General features: G+C 71.2%; 16 protein-coding genes. 11 read left to right on the plus strand and 5 right to left on the minus strand.

What is annotated here, in order from left to right:
- The first annotated feature begins 54 nt into the window (after nucleotides 1-54).
- From CP978_RS23545 to CP978_RS23560, 4 genes are all read left to right on the plus strand, one after another.
- Nucleotides 55-1,062, plus strand: coding sequence for an ABC transporter permease (locus tag CP978_RS23545; RefSeq protein WP_043449360.1), 1,008 nt, complete (start codon nucleotides 55-57; stop codon nucleotides 1,060-1,062).
- Nucleotides 1,059-2,153 carry an ABC transporter ATP-binding protein gene (locus CP978_RS23550; protein ID WP_043444028.1) on the plus strand — a complete coding sequence of 365 codons (1,095 nt, stop codon included), beginning with the start codon at nucleotides 1,059-1,061 and terminating at the stop codon, nucleotides 2,151-2,153. Before CP978_RS23545 ends, CP978_RS23550 begins: the two co-directional genes overlap by 4 nt.
- Nucleotides 2,150-3,535: an ABC transporter ATP-binding protein gene (locus tag CP978_RS23555; protein WP_043444029.1), complete on the plus strand. Its 1,386-nt coding sequence runs from the start codon at nucleotides 2,150-2,152 to the stop codon at nucleotides 3,533-3,535. Before CP978_RS23550 ends, CP978_RS23555 begins: the two co-directional genes overlap by 4 nt.
- A gap of 163 nt (nucleotides 3,536-3,698) precedes the next feature.
- Entirely contained in the window at nucleotides 3,699-4,355 is a 657-nt protein-coding gene (locus CP978_RS23560; RefSeq protein ID WP_043444030.1) for a trimeric intracellular cation channel family protein, read from the plus strand.
- Here CP978_RS23560 and CP978_RS23565 read toward each other — a convergent pair.
- Nucleotides 4,264-5,490: an alpha/beta hydrolase gene (locus tag CP978_RS23565; RefSeq protein ID WP_043444031.1), complete on the minus strand. Its 1,227-nt coding sequence runs from the start codon at nucleotides 5,488-5,490 to the stop codon at nucleotides 4,264-4,266. The genes CP978_RS23560 and CP978_RS23565 overlap by 92 nt on opposite strands.
- 220 nt (nucleotides 5,491-5,710) lie before the next feature.
- Here CP978_RS23565 and CP978_RS23570 point away from each other — a divergent pair, with 220 nt between their 5' ends.
- Both CP978_RS23570 and CP978_RS23575 read left to right on the plus strand, forming a co-directional pair.
- Complete coding sequence (locus tag CP978_RS23570; protein WP_043444032.1) at nucleotides 5,711-6,571, plus strand: thioesterase family protein; 861 nt, start codon at nucleotides 5,711-5,713, stop codon at nucleotides 6,569-6,571.
- Nucleotides 6,572-6,752: 181 nt separating this feature from the next.
- Nucleotides 6,753-7,916, plus strand: coding sequence for a cysteine desulfurase family protein (locus CP978_RS23575; RefSeq protein WP_043444033.1), 1,164 nt, complete (start codon nucleotides 6,753-6,755; stop codon nucleotides 7,914-7,916).
- 79 nt (nucleotides 7,917-7,995) lie between these two features.
- Here the strand turns inward: CP978_RS23575 and CP978_RS23580 are convergent, their stop codons facing one another.
- Entirely contained in the window at nucleotides 7,996-8,694 is a 699-nt protein-coding gene (locus tag CP978_RS23580; protein WP_043444034.1) for an N-acetylmuramoyl-L-alanine amidase, read from the minus strand.
- A gap of 60 nt (nucleotides 8,695-8,754) precedes the next feature.
- On the opposite strand from CP978_RS23580, the gene mnmA reads away from it, so the two are divergent.
- Together mnmA and CP978_RS23590 are read left to right on the plus strand one after the other, a co-directional pair.
- Nucleotides 8,755-9,879, plus strand: coding sequence for a tRNA 2-thiouridine(34) synthase MnmA (mnmA, locus tag CP978_RS23585; protein WP_043444035.1), 1,125 nt, complete (start codon nucleotides 8,755-8,757; stop codon nucleotides 9,877-9,879).
- Nucleotides 9,880-10,121: 242 nt separating this feature from the next.
- The gene (locus CP978_RS23590) at nucleotides 10,122-11,612 is read left to right on the plus strand and encodes a globin domain-containing protein (RefSeq protein ID WP_079162277.1); all 1,491 of its coding nucleotides are present in this window, start codon (nucleotides 10,122-10,124) and stop codon (nucleotides 11,610-11,612) included.
- Nucleotides 11,613-11,728: 116 nt separating this feature from the next.
- Here CP978_RS23590 and CP978_RS23595 read toward each other — a convergent pair whose 3' ends face one another.
- The gene (locus CP978_RS23595; protein ID WP_043444036.1) at nucleotides 11,729-12,412 is read right to left on the minus strand and encodes an ABATE domain-containing protein; all 684 of its coding nucleotides are present in this window, start codon (nucleotides 12,410-12,412) and stop codon (nucleotides 11,729-11,731) included.
- A 114-nt stretch (nucleotides 12,413-12,526) separates the two neighbouring features.
- Here CP978_RS23595 and CP978_RS23600 point away from each other — a divergent pair, with 114 nt between their 5' ends.
- Entirely contained in the window at nucleotides 12,527-13,270 is a 744-nt protein-coding gene (locus tag CP978_RS23600; RefSeq protein WP_043444037.1) for a metallophosphoesterase, read from the plus strand.
- Nucleotides 13,271-13,343: 73 nt separating this feature from the next.
- Here CP978_RS23600 and CP978_RS23605 read toward each other — a convergent pair whose 3' ends face one another.
- A complete protein-coding gene (locus tag CP978_RS23605) occupies nucleotides 13,344-14,123 on the minus strand; it encodes an alpha/beta fold hydrolase (RefSeq protein ID WP_043444038.1) in 780 nt (259 codons plus the stop codon).
- A gap of 78 nt (nucleotides 14,124-14,201) precedes the next feature.
- Nucleotides 14,202-14,525, minus strand: a complete 324-nt coding sequence (locus CP978_RS23610) for a DUF427 domain-containing protein (protein WP_043444039.1) — start codon at nucleotides 14,523-14,525, stop codon at nucleotides 14,202-14,204.
- Between the two features lie 50 nt (nucleotides 14,526-14,575).
- On the opposite strand from CP978_RS23610, the gene CP978_RS23615 reads away from it, so the two are divergent.
- Together CP978_RS23615 and CP978_RS23620 are read left to right on the plus strand one after the other, a co-directional pair.
- Nucleotides 14,576-15,115, plus strand: a complete 540-nt coding sequence (locus CP978_RS23615) for an LOG family protein (RefSeq protein WP_043444040.1) — start codon at nucleotides 14,576-14,578, stop codon at nucleotides 15,113-15,115.
- Nucleotides 15,116-15,130: 15 nt separating this feature from the next.
- The gene (locus CP978_RS23620) at nucleotides 15,131-15,829 is read left to right on the plus strand and encodes an SDR family oxidoreductase (RefSeq protein WP_043444041.1); all 699 of its coding nucleotides are present in this window, start codon (nucleotides 15,131-15,133) and stop codon (nucleotides 15,827-15,829) included.
- The last annotated feature ends 73 nt before the right edge of the window (nucleotides 15,830-15,902 follow it).

Below are 15,902 nucleotides of genomic sequence, written 5' to 3' on the forward strand. Positions count from 1 at the left end.
TGAAGGCATTGGTGCCCGCGGGCTTTGCGGCCCGCGGGCATCGGCGCCGGCCCCGTGATCTCGTACATCCTCCGCCGGACGTTCGCAGCAGTGATCCTGCTGCTGGTCGTCTCCGCGGTCACCTTCGCCATCTTCTTCCTGCTGCCGCGGCTCGCCGGTCAGACCGCTGACCAGCTTGCGCAGCAGTACATCGGCAAGAGCCCGTCCAAGGCCGACATCATCGCGGTCAAGCAGAACCTCGGTCTGGACCAGCCCCTTTACGTCCAGTACTGGCACTTCATCAAGGGGATCGTGGCCGGCGCCACCTATGACTTGGGCCCCACTGCGGTGCACTGCGACGCGCCGTGCTTCGGCTACTCCTTCAAGACCCACGAGCAGGTCTGGCCCCAGCTCACCTCCCGTATGCCGGTGACGCTCTCACTGGCCTCGGGTGCGGCGGTCCTGTGGCTGCTCTCCGGCGTGACGGTCGGCGTCATCTCCGCGCTCAAGCCGCGTTCGATCTTCGACCGCACCTTCATGGGTGTCGCGCTCGCCGGTGTCTCCCTGCCCATGTTCTTCACGGGCAACCTGGCGATCCTGCTGTTCGTCTTCAAGTGGCCGATCTTCGGCCGCACCTACATCCCGCTCACCGAGAACCCGGCCCAGTGGGCCAACACGCTCTTCCCCGCGTGGTGTTCCCTGGCGCTGCTCTACTCCGCCATCTACGCCCGGCTCACCCGCTCGGGCATGCTGGAGACGATGAACGAGGACTTCATCCGCACCGCCCGGGCCAAGGGCCTGGGCGAGAGCAAGGTCGTCGTCCGGCACGGACTGCGGGCCGCGCTCACCCCGATCATCACCGTCTTCGGCATGGACATCGGCCTGCTGCTCGGCGGCGCCGTGATCACCGAGACCGTCTTCTCGCTGGAAGGCGTAGGCGCCTACGCGGTGCAGGGCATCACCGACAACGACCTGCCCAAGATCCTCGGCGTGACCCTGCTCGCCGCATCCTTCGTCGTGATCGCAAATCTTCTGGTGGACCTGCTGTACGCCGCCGCCGACCCGCGGGTGAGGCTCTCGTGACCGAACTCTCCAAGACCGGTGCCGCCGTGGGCGAGCCGGCCACCACCGCGCCGGCCCCGACGGCCTTCCTCGAGGTCCGCGACCTGAAGGTGCACTTCCCGACCGACGACGGCCTGGTCAAGTCCGTCGACGGGCTGAGCTTCAAGCTGGAGAAGGGCAAGACCCTCTCCGTCGTCGGCGAGTCGGGCTCCGGCAAGTCGGTCACCTCGCTCGCGATCATGGGCCTGCACCGGCTCGGCGCCCGCGGCAAGAACGTCCAGATGTCCGGCGAGATCTGGCTGGACGGCAAGGAACTGGTCTCCGCCCACCCGGACGAGGTGCGCAAGCTGCGCGGCCGCGAGATGGCGATGATCTTCCAGGACCCGCTGTCCGCGATGCACCCGTATTACAAGATCGGCGACCAGATCGTCGAGGCCTACCGGGTGCACCACAAGGTGAGCAGGAAGACCGCCCGCACCCGGGCCGTCGAGATGCTCGACCGGGTCGGCATCCCCGAGCCGCACAAGCGTATCGACGGCTACCCGCACGAGTTCTCCGGCGGTATGCGCCAGCGCGCCATGATCGCCATGGCGCTGGTCAACAACCCCGAACTGCTCATCGCGGACGAGCCGACCACCGCGCTCGACGTCACCGTGCAGGCGCAGATCCTCGACCTGATCCGCGATCTCCAGAAGGAGTTCGGCTCCGCGGTCGTCATCATCACGCACGACCTCGGCGTGGTCGCCGAGATCGCCGACGACGTGCTGGTGATGTACGGCGGCCGGTGCGTGGAGCGCGGCCCGGTCGACGAGATCTTCGAGCGACCGCAGCACCCGTACACCTGGGGGCTCCTCGGCTCGATGCCGCGCATCGACCGTGAGACCTCCGAGCGGCTCATCCCGGTCAAGGGCCAGCCGCCGAGCCTCATCAACGTCCCGTCCGGTTGTGCCTTCAACCCACGCTGCCCGTACGCGGACATCCCCAAGGGGAACGTCACCCGCACGGTGCGTCCGGAGCTGGAGCTGGTGGACACCGGACACTGGTCCGCCTGCCACCTCTCGGCCGAGGACCGTACGCGGATCTGGACCGAAGAGATTGCGCCGAAGCTGTGAGTGAGACGAAGAAGACGGACACCGCCGGCCAGGCCGAGGTCCCGCGGCAGGCGCAGGCTTCCGAAGGCGACTCCGCGGACCGCGGGGTGCTGCTCCGGGTCGAGGGCCTGACCAAGCACTTCCCCATCAAGAAGGGGATCCTGCAGCGTCAGGTCGGCGCGGTGAAGGCCGTCGACGGCATCGACTTCGAGGTGCGCAAGGGCGAGACCCTGGGCGTCGTCGGTGAGTCGGGCTGCGGCAAGTCGACCATGGGCCGGGTCATCACCCGCCTCCAGGACCCGACCAGCGGCACGATCACCTTCGAGGGCCAGGACATCACGCGGCTGAACGCCGGGAAGATGCGTCCGCTGCGCCGCGACATCCAGATGATCTTCCAGGACCCGTACGGCTCCCTGAATCCCCGCCACACCATCGGCTCGATCGTCTCGGCGCCCTTCCGGCTCCAGGGCGTGGAGCCCGAGGGCGGGGTGAAGAAGGAGGTCCAGCGGCTGCTGGAGCTGGTCGGTCTCAGCCCCGAGCACTTCAACCGCTACCCGCACGAGTTCTCCGGCGGCCAGCGCCAGCGCATCGGCATCGCCCGGGCGCTCGCGCTCAAGCCGAAGCTGGTGGTGGCGGACGAGCCGGTCTCCGCCCTGGACGTCTCCATCCAGGCCCAGGTGGTCAACCTCATGGACGACCTCCAGGAGGAGCTGGGCCTGACCTACGTGATCATCGCGCACGACCTCTCGGTCGTCCGGCACGTCTCGGACCGGATCGCGGTGATGTACCTCGGCAAGATCGTCGAACTCGCCGACCGGACCTCGCTGTACCAGGCGCCGATGCACCCGTACACCAAGGCCCTGATGTCGGCGGTGCCGATCCCGGACCCGAAGCGACAGGGTGGCAAGAACGAGCGGATCCTGCTGCGCGGGGACGTGCCCTCGCCGATCGCCCCGCCGAGCGGCTGCCGTTTCCACACCCGGTGCTGGAAGGCGACCGAGATCTGCCGTACGACCGAGCCGCCGCTCAAGGAGCTGAGGCCCGGTCAGCGGGTGGCCTGCCACCACCCGGAGAACTTCGAGGACCAGGCCCCACAGGACACGGTGCTGCTGTCCGACGCCAGGAAGACGGCGGAGCTCGTACCGGACGCGGTGCTGGAGGAGTCGGCGGAGACCTCGGCGGCGGTGGCCGCGGAGATCGCGGCCGAGAAGTCCGACGGTGCCGACACGTCCGACGGCGCCGAGAAGTCCGATCGTGCCGACACGTCCGACGGCGCCGAGAAGTCCGACGGTGCCGGGAAGTCGGAGGGCGCCGAGGCGGCTGCGGACGCCGAGGAGCCGGCTGCCTCCGAGGAGCCGGCGAAGAAGGCGGAAGCCGACCCCCAGGAGTCGACCGACAAGTAGCCCGACGATTCACCCGAACGGGAGAGCGCGGGGTCCGGCGTGTCCGGGCCCCTGGCGCTCTCCCGTTCGGCATGCTGAGGGGTTGTCGTGCGGAACCTTGGCGCTTCACGGCTCACACCTTGCTTTGTAAGGTGCACACCCTTGGATGGGTCAGAATATAAGGGTGCTCCAGCAATTGTTCAGCCCTTCCGTCCAGCACACGCTCGATGTGGTCGGCATCTTCGTCTTCGCGATCTCCGGCGCTCTGCTGGCCGTCCGCAAGAACTTCGATGTCTTCGGAATCGCCGTGCTCGCCGAGGTCACCGCGCTCGGCGGAGGACTGTTCCGTGACCTGGTCATCGGCGCCGTGCCCCCGGCCGCCTTCACGGATCTGGGGTACTTCCTGACCCCGCTGTTCGCCGCCCTGCTGGTCTTCTTCCTCCACCCGCAGGTGGAGCGCATCCAGGTCGCCGTCAATGTCTTCGACGCGGCCGGCCTCGGACTGTTCTGTGTCGCCGGCACGACCAAGGCGTACGAGCACGGCCTCGGCCTCACCGCGTCCGCCACCCTGGGCCTGGCCACGGCGGTGGGCGGCGGTGTCCTGCGGGACATCCTCGCCAACGAGGTGCCCTCGCTGCTGCGCTGGGACCGCGATCTGTACGCGGTGCCGGCGATCGTCGGCGCCACGATGGCGGCGCTCTGCATCCGCTACGGCGTGCTCACCCCGGTGACCACGGCGCTCGCGGTGGTCACCGCCTTCGTACTGCGTCTGCTGGCGATGCGGTTTCACTGGCGAGCGCCGCGTGCCTGGAATCGCCGGTCCACGGTCGTGGAGGAGTAGACCCGAGGGTCCTTCTGCCGCTCATCTGCCGGGTCAGCCAGGTGAAGGCGGGGCGGATCTGCGGCCGCCACAGGGCCATGGTGTGGCCGCCCGCGCTGCGCGGGATCAGCACCGTGTGCACCGTCGTGGGCGGCCTGGCGATCCGCTGCAGCGCCGCGGCCGCCTGGTAGCCGTCGCCCAGCTGACCGGAGAGGTAGAGGGCGACGCGGGGCGCGGTGCGACAGCTCTTGAGCAGGACGTACGGGTTGTTCTGGCGGCGCAGCGCGATGCTCTGCGCGGCCAGGGAGACACGCTCGCCGATCGGGTCGTTGTAGCCGGACAGGCTGATCGCGGCCCGGTAGCGGTCGGGGTGCGCGACCGCGAGCTTGGTCGCGCAGTGCGCGCCCGCCGAGTAACCGGCGGCCGCCCAGCCGTTCGGTGCGGACTCGGCCCGGAAGTTGTCCGTCACCATCTTGGGGACGTCGATGCTCAGCCAGGTGTCGGCGTTCACGGCGCCCGGGACGTTCGCACAGCCCGTGTCGACCCTGGCGATGAGATTGGTGCGCGGGGCCACCAGGATGAACGGCGCCACCTGCCCGTCGCGCATCAGCGGCAGCAGCTGCTCGTGCACCTTCAGTGAGCCGAACCATGCCTTGGCCGAGCCCGGATATCCGGAGAGCAGCTCCACGACCGGGAACTTCCGGTGCCGGTAGGCGGGCTCCTGGTACTGCGGTGGAAGCCAGACGTAGACCTCGGCGTCCACGCCCGACACCCGGCCCTTGAGCTGGGTGACCCGCACCCCGCCGGCCGCGTGCATGTCCGGGCCGTCGGCCTGGCCGAAGGTCTGCCGCACCTTCGGAAGGGAGGTGATCCGGATCCCGCCGGTGCCGTCCTTGCCCAGGTCGGCGGCCTGCTGCACATGGTTGCCCGTGCCGAGCAGATCGGCCCAGTTGTCGTACAGGCTGTTGGCGTTGTTCACCAGGACGAAGACCAGGACGACCGCGGTGGCCTGGGCGAACAGCAGCATGAAGACCCGGGCGCCGTGGCGCAGGGCCACCGGGCCGCGGATCCGGGACCACAGGAACAAGGGCAGGATGAGGGCGACCGTGAGGAGGGTGATCGAAGTGATGAGGAACGGCGTTCCAGTCAGACTCATCGGATTGCATGCTCTTCCTGTGAGCGGACAGATCGGCCTGTACACCCCTTGAGAGGGGGAATGGGGCCTTACGGTCACGGGTCGACAGGAGTGCTTACCGAGAAATTGCCGAATCCTCACCCGGGGTGGAGCGGAGTGGGATGGAGCGGGGCGGGGTCGGCCAGGTCGGGCGGATCACAAAAGCTACTGCTTAGTATTTTCCTGTTGTACGGTTTCAGGCATGGCAGAAGCAGTGACCGCCCAGGCCGCCCGAGGCGCCATAGGCGACAGTGAGTTCGACCGCGACACCGCGGTCGTCCGCCGGGAACCCGGCGTCCATGACATCGACCTCTCCGCCGGCTGGACGATCGCCGGCGCCGTCAACGGCGGCTATCTGCTGGCCGTCCTCGGCCGTGCCCTCGCGGACACCCTGCCGCACTCCGACCCGTTCACCGTCTCCGCGCACTACCTCACGGCGTCCCGGCCCGGCCCGGCCGTGATCCGCACGGATGTCGTCCGCACCGGACGCACCCTCTCCACGGGCCAGGCCTCGTTGTTCCAGTACGACGACGAGGGCCACGAGGTGGAACGGATCCGGGTGCTCGCCTCGTACGGCGATCTGGACGCCCTGCCCGACGACATCCGTACCAGCGCGGAACCGCCCGCCATCCCGCCGTTGGACCGGTGCTTCGACGCCCAGGACGGTCCGGCACCGGTCTCCGGCAGCTCGGCCATCGTCGAGCGGCTGATGCTCAGGCTCGACCCCGCCACGCTGGGCTGGGCGCTGGGCTCGCCCTCCGGGAAGGGCGAGATGAGGGCCTGGTTCGGGCTGGCCGACGGCCGCGACACGGATCCCCTCGCCCTGCTCCTCGCGGTGGACGCGCTGCCGCCCACCGCCTTCGAGCTCGGGCTCTCCGGCTGGGTGCCGACCGTCGAACTGACCGTGCACGTCCGGAGCCGTCCGGCGCCGGGGCCGCTGCGGGTCTCCATCACCACCCGCAATCTCGCCGGAGGCTATCTGGAGGAGGACGCGGAGGTCTGGGACAGCGCGGACCGTCTGGTCGCCCAGTCCCGCCAGTTGGCGCGGGTCAGACTGTCCTGAACCCGGGGCGGCCCGGTCGGTCCTCTCGGAGGCGGCCGCCGGACGGTTCACGGGCCGCCCTTCGGAGGCGGCTGTTCCGTGGGAGACGCCGCGCCGGGTCCGGCCGGGGAGGCGATGCAAATCGGCCGCACCCCGGCCGGAAGAACGACACCCCGGGAAGCGGCCCTAGAATTGGGCCACCATGGCTTACCTCGACCACGCCGCGACCACCCCGATGCTCCCCGAGGCGGCAGAGGCACTGACCGCGCAGCTCGGCGTCACCGGCAACGCCTCCTCACTGCACGCATCCGGCCGGCGGGCGAGACGAACCGTCGAAGAGGCCCGGGAGACCCTCGCCGACGCCCTGGGTGCCCGCCCCAGCGAGGTCGTCTTCACCTCCGGCGGCACCGAGGCCGACAACCTCGCCGTGAAGGGCCTGTACTGGTCCCGGCGTGCCGCCGACCCGGCCCGTACCCGGGTGCTCGCCAGCCCCGTCGAACACCACGCGGTCCTCGACGCGGTCGACTGGCTCGGCGAACACGAGGGCGCCACGGTCGAGTATCTGCCCGTCGACTCCTACGGCCGGGTCCGTCCGGAGGCCCTGCGCGAGGCCGTCGCCCGTAACCCCGACGATGTCGCCCTCGCCACGGTCATGTGGGCCAACAACGAGATCGGCACCGTCATGCCGGTCCGTGAACTGGCCGACGTGGCGGCGGAGTTCGACATTCCGCTGCATGCCGACGCGGTCCAGGCCTTCGGTCAGCTCCCGGTGGACTTCGAGGCCTCGGGCCTCGCCGCCATGACGGTCTCCGGCCACAAGATCGGCGGTCCCTACGGCATCGGCGCGCTGCTCCTGGGCCGCAGATACAGCCCCGTACCGGTGCTGCACGGCGGCGGTCAGGAACGCCATGTGCGCTCCGGCACCCTCGATGTGCCGGCGGTCGCCTCCTTCGCCGTCGCCGGACGGCTCGCCGCCGAGCACCGGGAGCGGTTCGCCCGCGAGATCGGTGCCCTGCGCGACGAACTGATCGCCGTGGTCCGCGAGGCCGTCCCGGACGCGATCCTGGGCGGGGACCCGGTGGACCGGCTGCCGGCCAACGCGCACTTCACCTTCCCCGGCTGCGAGGGCGACTCCCTGCTTCTGCTGCTGGACGCTCAGGGCATCGAGTGCTCCACGGGCTCCGCCTGCACGGCCGGTGTGGCCCAGCCCAGCCATGTCCTGCTGGCCACCGGCGCCGATCCGGACCTGGCCCGCGGCACCCTGCGCTTCTCCCTGGGCCACACCTCCACCGTGGCCGATGTGGAGGCGGTCGCCAAGACGATCGGCCCCGCGGTGGAGCGCGCCCGCACCGCCGGTCTGACCTGACGGGACACGCCGCCCACGCCCCGGCCGAGCTCTCGAACACCCGCCCTGCGCACGGGCCCTGACGGCCGGTGAGGCCCGCCTAGGCGGAGCGTTGCGGCTTCACCGGGGCGGTCCGGGCCGCCCGTACCAGACGGAGGTAGCGGGCCCAGTCCCAGTGCGGGCCCGGATCCGTGTGATCCGTGCCCGGAACCTCGACATGCCCGATGATGTGCCCGCGGTCCACGGGTATGCCGTACCGTCCGCAGATCGCGGCGGTGAGCCGCGCCGACGCCTCGTACATCGCGTCCGTGAACGAGGAGGCGTCCTCCACGAAGCCCTCGTGCTCGATGCCGACGCTCCGCTCGTTGTACTCCCGGTTGCCCGCGTGGAAGGCGACGTCCAGCTCCCGGACCATCTGGGTGACATGCCCGTCGGCGCTCACTATGTAGTGCGCCGCCGCGCCGTGCCCCGGGTCCTGGAACACGTTCACGGCGCTGCGGTAGCCGCCCTGGGTGACATGGATGATCACACGGTCTATGCGGTAGTCGTCGGGCCGGTCCGCGCGCCGCAGATTGGCCGGTGACGCCGCCACCCAGCGGGCCCCGGGGAAGTCGACCGCGCCCGCCACCCGGGGCTTTTCGATGCCGGGCAGCCGCCACCACAGGCGTCCCAGCTCCTCGCGTGCCAGCGCCGCCGTACCCAGCACCGCCGTACCCAGCACCGCCGCGGTCCCCCCGACGAACAGTGCCCGTCGTCCGAGCCGCCGGTCCCCGTCCTTCGCCGTCCTCCGGTCCCCCATGTCACGGTCAACGGATACTCGGGGGCCCCGGTTCCCGCGGGCCCGTACTCTTGAAGGGCTATGACTGACACTCCGCAGCGCCCCCTCCGCGTTCTCGCCGCCATGTCCGGCGGGGTCGACTCCGCCGTCGCCGCCGCACGCGCCGCAGAGGCGGGCCACGACGTGACCGGCGTCCACCTCGCGCTCTCCGCGAACCCGCAGTCCTTCCGGACGGGCGCACGCGGCTGCTGCACCATCGAGGACTCGCGCGACGCGCGCCGTGCCGCGGATGTCATCGGTATCCCGTTCTATGTCTGGGACCTCGCCGAGCGGTTCCGTGAGGACGTGGTCGAGGACTTCATCGCCGAGTACGAGGCCGGGCGCACCCCCAACCCGTGTCTGCGCTGCAACGAGAAGATCAAGTTCGCGGCGCTGCTCGACAAGGCCCTCGCGCTCGGCTTCGACGCGGTCTGCACGGGCCACTACGCCACGATCGTCACCCTGGACGACGGCACCCGTGAGCTGCACCGCGCCTCCGACATGGCCAAGGACCAGTCGTATGTCCTGGGGGTCCTCGACGAGAAGCAGCTCGCGCACGCCATGTTCCCGCTCGGGGACACGCTCACCACCAAGGACGAGATCCGCGCGGAGGCCGAGCGCCGTGGCCTCGCCGTCGCCAAGAAGCCCGACTCCCACGACATCTGCTTCATCGCGGACGGCGACACCCAGGGCTTCCTGGCGCGCCGACTGGGCAAGGCCGAGGGCGACATCGTGGACGAGTCGGGAGCGGTCCTCGGCACCCACGAGGGGGCCTACGGATACACCGTCGGCCAGCGCAAGGGTCTGCGCATCGGCACCCCGGCCCCGGACGGCAAGCCGCGCTATGTGCTGGACATCTCGCCGGTCACCAACACGGTGACGGTGGGCCCCGCGGCCTCCCTGGACGTCCGCGCCCTGACCGCCGTCAAGCCCCGCTGGTGCGGCACCGCCCCCACCGGCCCCGGCACCTACACCGCCCAGCTGCGCGCCCACGGCGGCGAGACCGAGGTCACCGCGGAACTCACCGACGGTGAACTCCATGTCACCTTCACCGATCCGGTCCGCGGCGTAGCGCCCGGCCAGGCGATCGTCCTGTACGAGGGCACCCGTGTGGTGGGATCGGCGACCATCGCCTCGACCACCCGCACCACCACGTCGGTGGCTTGATCGTCCAGGGCCTGAAGTCCCTGATCACAGGGGGCTTCCGCCCGACCGGGAGGGCCCTTCGGCCGATTCCTCGCGGCCGTACGCGCGCGATCCAATAGCGGAGACGTCCTACCGACACGCCTTCCGGCCTGCTGCCGGAGGGCGTCGCCGTCATGACCACGATGCGTCATCGGACCGCCGTCACAAGCGGCGGTCCGACGTGGCCACGGTGGCGCCCCTGCCCGCTGACAGAGAGCCGCGCCATGCCCCGCCGTCCCCACTCTCCTCGGCCGCGCCCCGGCCAGGGCTTCCCGGGCGGCGGCTCCTGCGGCGCAAGCGAGCAGAAAGACCCGCCGACGACCGCCACGGACCAGACCCCTGGGCGGCGCGGCTGTGAGGAGAGCACGATCAGAGACAACGGCACCCCCGCGACGAGGGACGGCGGAAACAGCGACGAGTACCACGCACTGCTGGCGCGACGAGACGCGATGCGCCTGCGTGACCGCATGCTCGCCCCGTCCCGCGGCGCCGGGACGAAACGATCCTCCGAGTACGCCTACGACGGAGCCGCCGACCAGGAGACGATCGTCCGGAACCTGGCGGCGGTCACCCCGTTCGGGGACCTCATCGATCACCTCTACGAGGCCATGTTCGAGCAGCACCCGTATCTGCGGCGACTGTTCCCCGACTCGATGGAGTTCCAGAAGACCCATCTGGAGCGGGCCTTCTGGTTTCTGATCGAGCACCTGCACGAGCCGGAGGAGATCACCGCGTTCTGCGCCCGGCTGGGCCGGGACCACCGCAAGCTCGGCGTACGGCCCGTGCACTACCAGGTGTTCGAGTCCGCTCTCAGCGACGCGCTGCGCACCTGCTCCGGCGGCCGGCTCGACCCGGAGGCGGAGCACGCCTGGCTGCGCATGGTGCGGTTCGCCGCCTCGGGCATGGTGGCGGGCTCGGAGCATGCGCTGGCCGAACCGGTCGCCTGGCAGGCCACGGTGACGGCCCATCAGCTGCGGCGCCCGGATCTCGCGGTGCTCCGGGTACGGACCTCCGAGCCGTACCCCTACCGGCCCGGCCAGTACGCGGCCGTCGAGTCCCCGCTGCTGCCGCGCACCTGGCGGCCCTACTCCTTCGCCTGTGTCCCCGCACCGGACGGCGAACTGGAGTTCCATGTGCGCCGCACCGGCCCGGGTGGGGTGAGTGACGCCCTCACCCTGCGGACCCGGGTCGGCGACACCTTGCGCCTCGGCCCCGCCCAGGGAACGACCACTCTGGACGACGACCCGGCGCGGGATGTGCTTGTGGTGGCCGGGGGCACCGGCTGGGCCACCGCCCGTGCGCTGCTGGAGGAGCTGGCCCTGCGGCGCGCACCGGGCCGCAGCGCCCATCTCCTCCTCGGCGTCCGCACCGCCGACGACCTCTACGACGCGCCCGCCCTGGCCCGCCTGGAGAGCCGTTGCCCCTGGCTGCGGGTGGTCCCGGTGATCGCCGAGGGACCGGGCGCCGCCCCGGACGCGTCGCTCGCCGACGCGGTGGCCCGGCACGGGGACTGGACCCAGCACATCGCCTATGTCAGCGGACCGGCAGCCATGGTCACCGCGGCCGCATGGCGCCTTTCCGGCCTGGGACTCCCGGCCGACCGCATCCGCCACGACCCGGTCGCCGGCACGGTCCCCCTGCCCTCCCACACCCCCCGGTCGCATCCGAACGGCCCGGCCGCGGGACTGCATCCGGCCGAGGGCGCCCCGGTGTGACCGCCCGGAGCCGCCCCGGGCCGACCGGCCGCAGCCACCCACCGTTCGCCGTCCCGCGAGGCGACGACGGCCTCCGGGGCAGGCCACCGGCCACCGGCGGCCGCGCTCGGACGGCGTCAGTTCGCGGTGGGCGGCGCATGGTGGCGCCGGTAGTGGCGAGCGGCGCGGGCGCGATTGCCGCAGGATGCCTTGCAGAACTCCTGGCGACCGTGCTCCTTGAGGAAGTAGCGGACGCAGCGGGGTGCGGTGCATGCGCGCAGCCGGGGCAGGTCGGGCCCGCCGAGAAAGGCGATCGCGGCGCGGGCGAGCACGGCGGGCAGGTCGACCGGCGAGGCGGAGGCGGCGGGGAGGAGACGGGCGACCGGGGCGGCGTCCGTGGGCCAGTCGAGCAGCGGGACCACCGGACAGCGGGCGGCGGCCGCGTTCAGCCGGGACAGCGCCTGGTCGGCCGGAGGCAGCTGGTCCGCGTCGGCACGGCTCGGCGGCGCCGGAGCGACTGCCCGGGCCAGCAGGGCACGTAGCGCGGCTCGCACAGCGAGCACCTGGGTCCGGACCCTCTCGTCGGCAACGGGACCGGTGGCGGATCCGGCGGCGTGGGACCCGCTGGCCACGGCTCCAGCAGCCGTCAGCGCAGCGCCCGTTCCGGTCGCCGTGAACTCCTCCGCTGCCTTCAGCTCCTCCTGGGCCGCGACCCAGGAGGTCAGTCCGTCGACCGAGGAGAGTTCGTCCGCCACCCCGCCGTTGCCGTCGTGGCGGACGGTGTTCGCCAGTTCCAGGGCGAGGTACCGACTCGTCGTCACGGTCCTTCTGCCCTTCCTGTCCTGCGCTCTTGATCACCGCGTCGGCGATAGCCTACCGTCCCTAACGGATTGAGGCTCATTTACCGTTAGTGACTCGAAGGGGTGCGTCACGCCATGGTCCTGCTCGCACAGATCAGCGATCTTCACCTGGACGGCACCGAGCGGGCGCGTGAGCGCGCCGCCCGCGTCATGGACCACCTGCGGGCACTGCCGACACCGGTCGACGCACTGCTGGTCACCGGCGACATCGCCGATCACGGGGCGTCGGCCGAGTACGCGGAGGCGGTGCGGCTCCTGGCCGCGCCCTTCCCGGTGTTGACCTGTCCGGGCAACCACGACGCCCGCGGTCCGATGCGCGCCGGGCTGCTCGGCGAGGTGGCGGCGGACGGCCCGGTGAACCGGCTGCACCGGATCGGCGGCACCGCGATCCTGATGTGCGACTCCAGCGTCCCGGGCAAGGATGAGGGGCTGCTGGACCGGGACACCCTGAGCTGGCTGGCCGATTCGCTGGACGGACTGCCCGCCGGCACCCCCGCCCTGATCGCCTTTCACCACCCGCCGGTGACACTGCACCACCCGCTCCCCGACCGCTACACGCTGCAGAACGGCCAGGACTTCGCCACCCTGCTGACCGGCCACCCCGAGGTGGTCGCCGTCATCACCGGGCACGCCCACACCGCCGCGGTCTCCAGCTTCGCCGGGCGGCCGCTGCTGGTCGGCCCCGCCGTCACCTGGACACTGCGCCTGCCCTGGGAGGGCGACGATCCGGCCGACCGCCGGCAGCCGCCGGGGATCGCCTTCCATGTGCTCGACGAGCACCACCGGCTGACCACCCACTTCCGCACGGTCCTCCCGTGACCGAACCGACCGTCCACCGTCTTCGGGCCGCCCTCTGACCGCGGGCGCTGTGCGGTCGGTCCGGGGCCGTTTCTCAGCCCGCGAAGAACTCCGCCAGCACCGGCGCCAGCGCCCCCGGTTCCACCATGTGGTTCTGGCCCTCCAGGACCCGGTAGGTGCCCCGGGACGCCGCCCCGGCGACCGCTTCGGCCGCCCTGCGCAGCCATTCGGGGCTCGCCCCGCCCGCCAGGGCCAGCACGGGGACGGTGACGGACGCCAGCCGGTCCCGGGGCACCAGTCCGTCCCCCATCACCGCGTCGTCGTAGGCCAGGGTCGGCGCGATCGCCTCCATGGCGGCCCACATGGGGGACCGGCGGGCGTTGGCGATCATCTCGGGGGCCAGCCCGGTGAGCCGCAGGAAGAGTTCCACCGCGTCCCCGCGGCGGCCCTGTCCGAGTGCCTCGGTGAGGTTCCGGCGGTACTCCGCGCGCTCCCCGGCGCCGCCCCCGTAGTCGGCGAACGGCGGCTCGTAGACGGCGACCCGGCGGACCGGCAGCCCGCTCGCCGCCGCCTCGAGCACCAGCGCGCCGCCCGACGAGATGCCGTACAACGAGGCCTCGCCGCCGGCCGCGTCGATGAGTGCCGCGAGGTCCTCCACCTCACGGGCCACCGCACCGGGCGGAGTGTCGCCGCTCCCGCCGCGGCCCCGGCGGTCGTGGACGATGACGCTGAAACGCTCCGAGAGGCGCGCGGCCAGGGGCGCCAGCGTGGCACCCGTGGACATGGCGCCGCTCACCAGGACGACCGCCGGGCCCTGTCCTGTGCGCCGGTACGCGAGGGGAGTGCCATCCTTCGAGAGGGTCTGCTTGTCCATGTCTGTGAAGACTGCCGCAGACGGCGGCGTTCGACGGTCACGACACCGCCGGTCGGTGACGGCGCGTCTCCCCTCGGGTCAGGAGACGTCGACGTCGTAGAAGCAGAGATGGTCCTTGATCGCGGCGACCTCCGGCTTGGGGTCGGGGTACGCCCACACCAGGTCCGCCGCGTCCGGCAGGGACCAGTAGGACGCCGTGCCCTTGAAGGGGCAGTGGGTGTGGGTGCCGGACGGCGTCAGCAGGTCGAGGCGCACGTCCTCGGCCGGGATGTAGTACCGCGGGGGACAGCCCGTCTCGCGCAGCACCAGCGCCCGGTCGCTCTGCGCCAGCACCTGTCCGCCGTGCATCACGCGGATGTGCCGGTCGCCCGGCTCGATGGTGATCGTGTGTCCTTCGGTCATGTCCGAACAGCGCCTACGAGGCCCCGGTTCTTCCCGCGTACGGTGACGGCATGAATATCTGCGTCTTCCTCTCCGCCTCCGACCTCCCCGACCGCTACACCCGTCCCGCGAGGGAGTTCGCGGAACTGCTGGGCAAGGGCGGGCACGCCCTGGTGTGGGGCGGCTCCGACACCGGTCTGATGAAGGTGGTCGCCGACGGGGTGCAGGAGGCGGGCGGCAGGCTGGTGGGGGTCTCCGTCGAGTTCCTGGCGGCCAAGGCCCGCAAGGGCGCCGACGAGATGGTGATCGCCAAGGACCTTCCCGAGCGCAAGGGCCTGCTGATGCGGAAGGCCGACGCGATCGTGATCATGGTGGGCGGTACGGGCACGCTCGACGAGGCGACCGAGATCCTGGAGCTCAAGAAGCACGGGCACACCGACAAGCCGGTGGTGCTGCTGAACACGGCGGGCTTCTACGACGGCCTCAAGGAACAGTTCCACCGTATGGAGGACGAGGGTTTCCTGACCCGGCCGCTCGCCGAGCTGGTGTTCTTCGCCGAGGAGCCGGCGGTGGCGCTGGCGTATCTGGAGGAGGCGCTCGGAAACCGCTAGCGCCGTGATGCGAGCATGGCGGGCATGGCTACACATGTGATCACCGGAGCCGGCTCCGGCATCGGCGCGGCCGTGGCCCGCCGTCTGCACGAGCGCGGGGACGACCTTGTGCTGCACGCGCGGGACGCGGGACGGGCGAAGGAACTGGCGGCGGCGTTCCCGGGCGCCAGGACCCTGGTGGGCGACCTCTCGGAGCCGGACCGGCTGTCCTGGGCGTTCTCCCACCAGACCCTGCCGGACCGGGTGGACTCCCTGCTGCACATCGCGGGCGTGGTCGATCTGGGCCCGGTGGGCGAACTGACCCCGAAGACCTGGCACCACCAGCTCAATGTCAACCTGATCGCCCCTGCCGAGCTGACCCGTCACCTCCTGCCCCAACTGCGCGCCGCCCACGGCCATGTCGTGTTCGTGAACTCGGGCGCGGGCCTGAACGCCCATGCGGAATGGTCGGCCTACGCGGCGTCCAAGCACGGTCTGAAGGCCCTCGCGGACGCCCTGCGCGAAGAGGAGCACGGCAACGGCGTCCGGGTCACCTCGGTCTACCCCGGCCGCACGGCCAGCCCGATGCAGGCCAAGATCCACCACCAGGAGGGCAAGCCCTACGACCCCTCCCGGTGGATCGACCCCGAGTCGGTCGCCACGGCGATCCTGACGTCCCTGGACCTCCCGAGAGACGCCGAGATCAACGACCTGACGGTACGCCCGGGCCGGTAACCGGCCGGTTCCGGTCCGCGGCGGGTTGCGTTCCGAGGCGGGGGTGCGTTCCGAGGCCGTGCGGCTGTATTCA

Origin of the sequence: Streptomyces nodosus (assembly GCF_008704995.1) — a bacterium.
Taxonomy (GTDB): domain Bacteria; phylum Actinomycetota; class Actinomycetes; order Streptomycetales; family Streptomycetaceae; genus Streptomyces; species Streptomyces nodosus.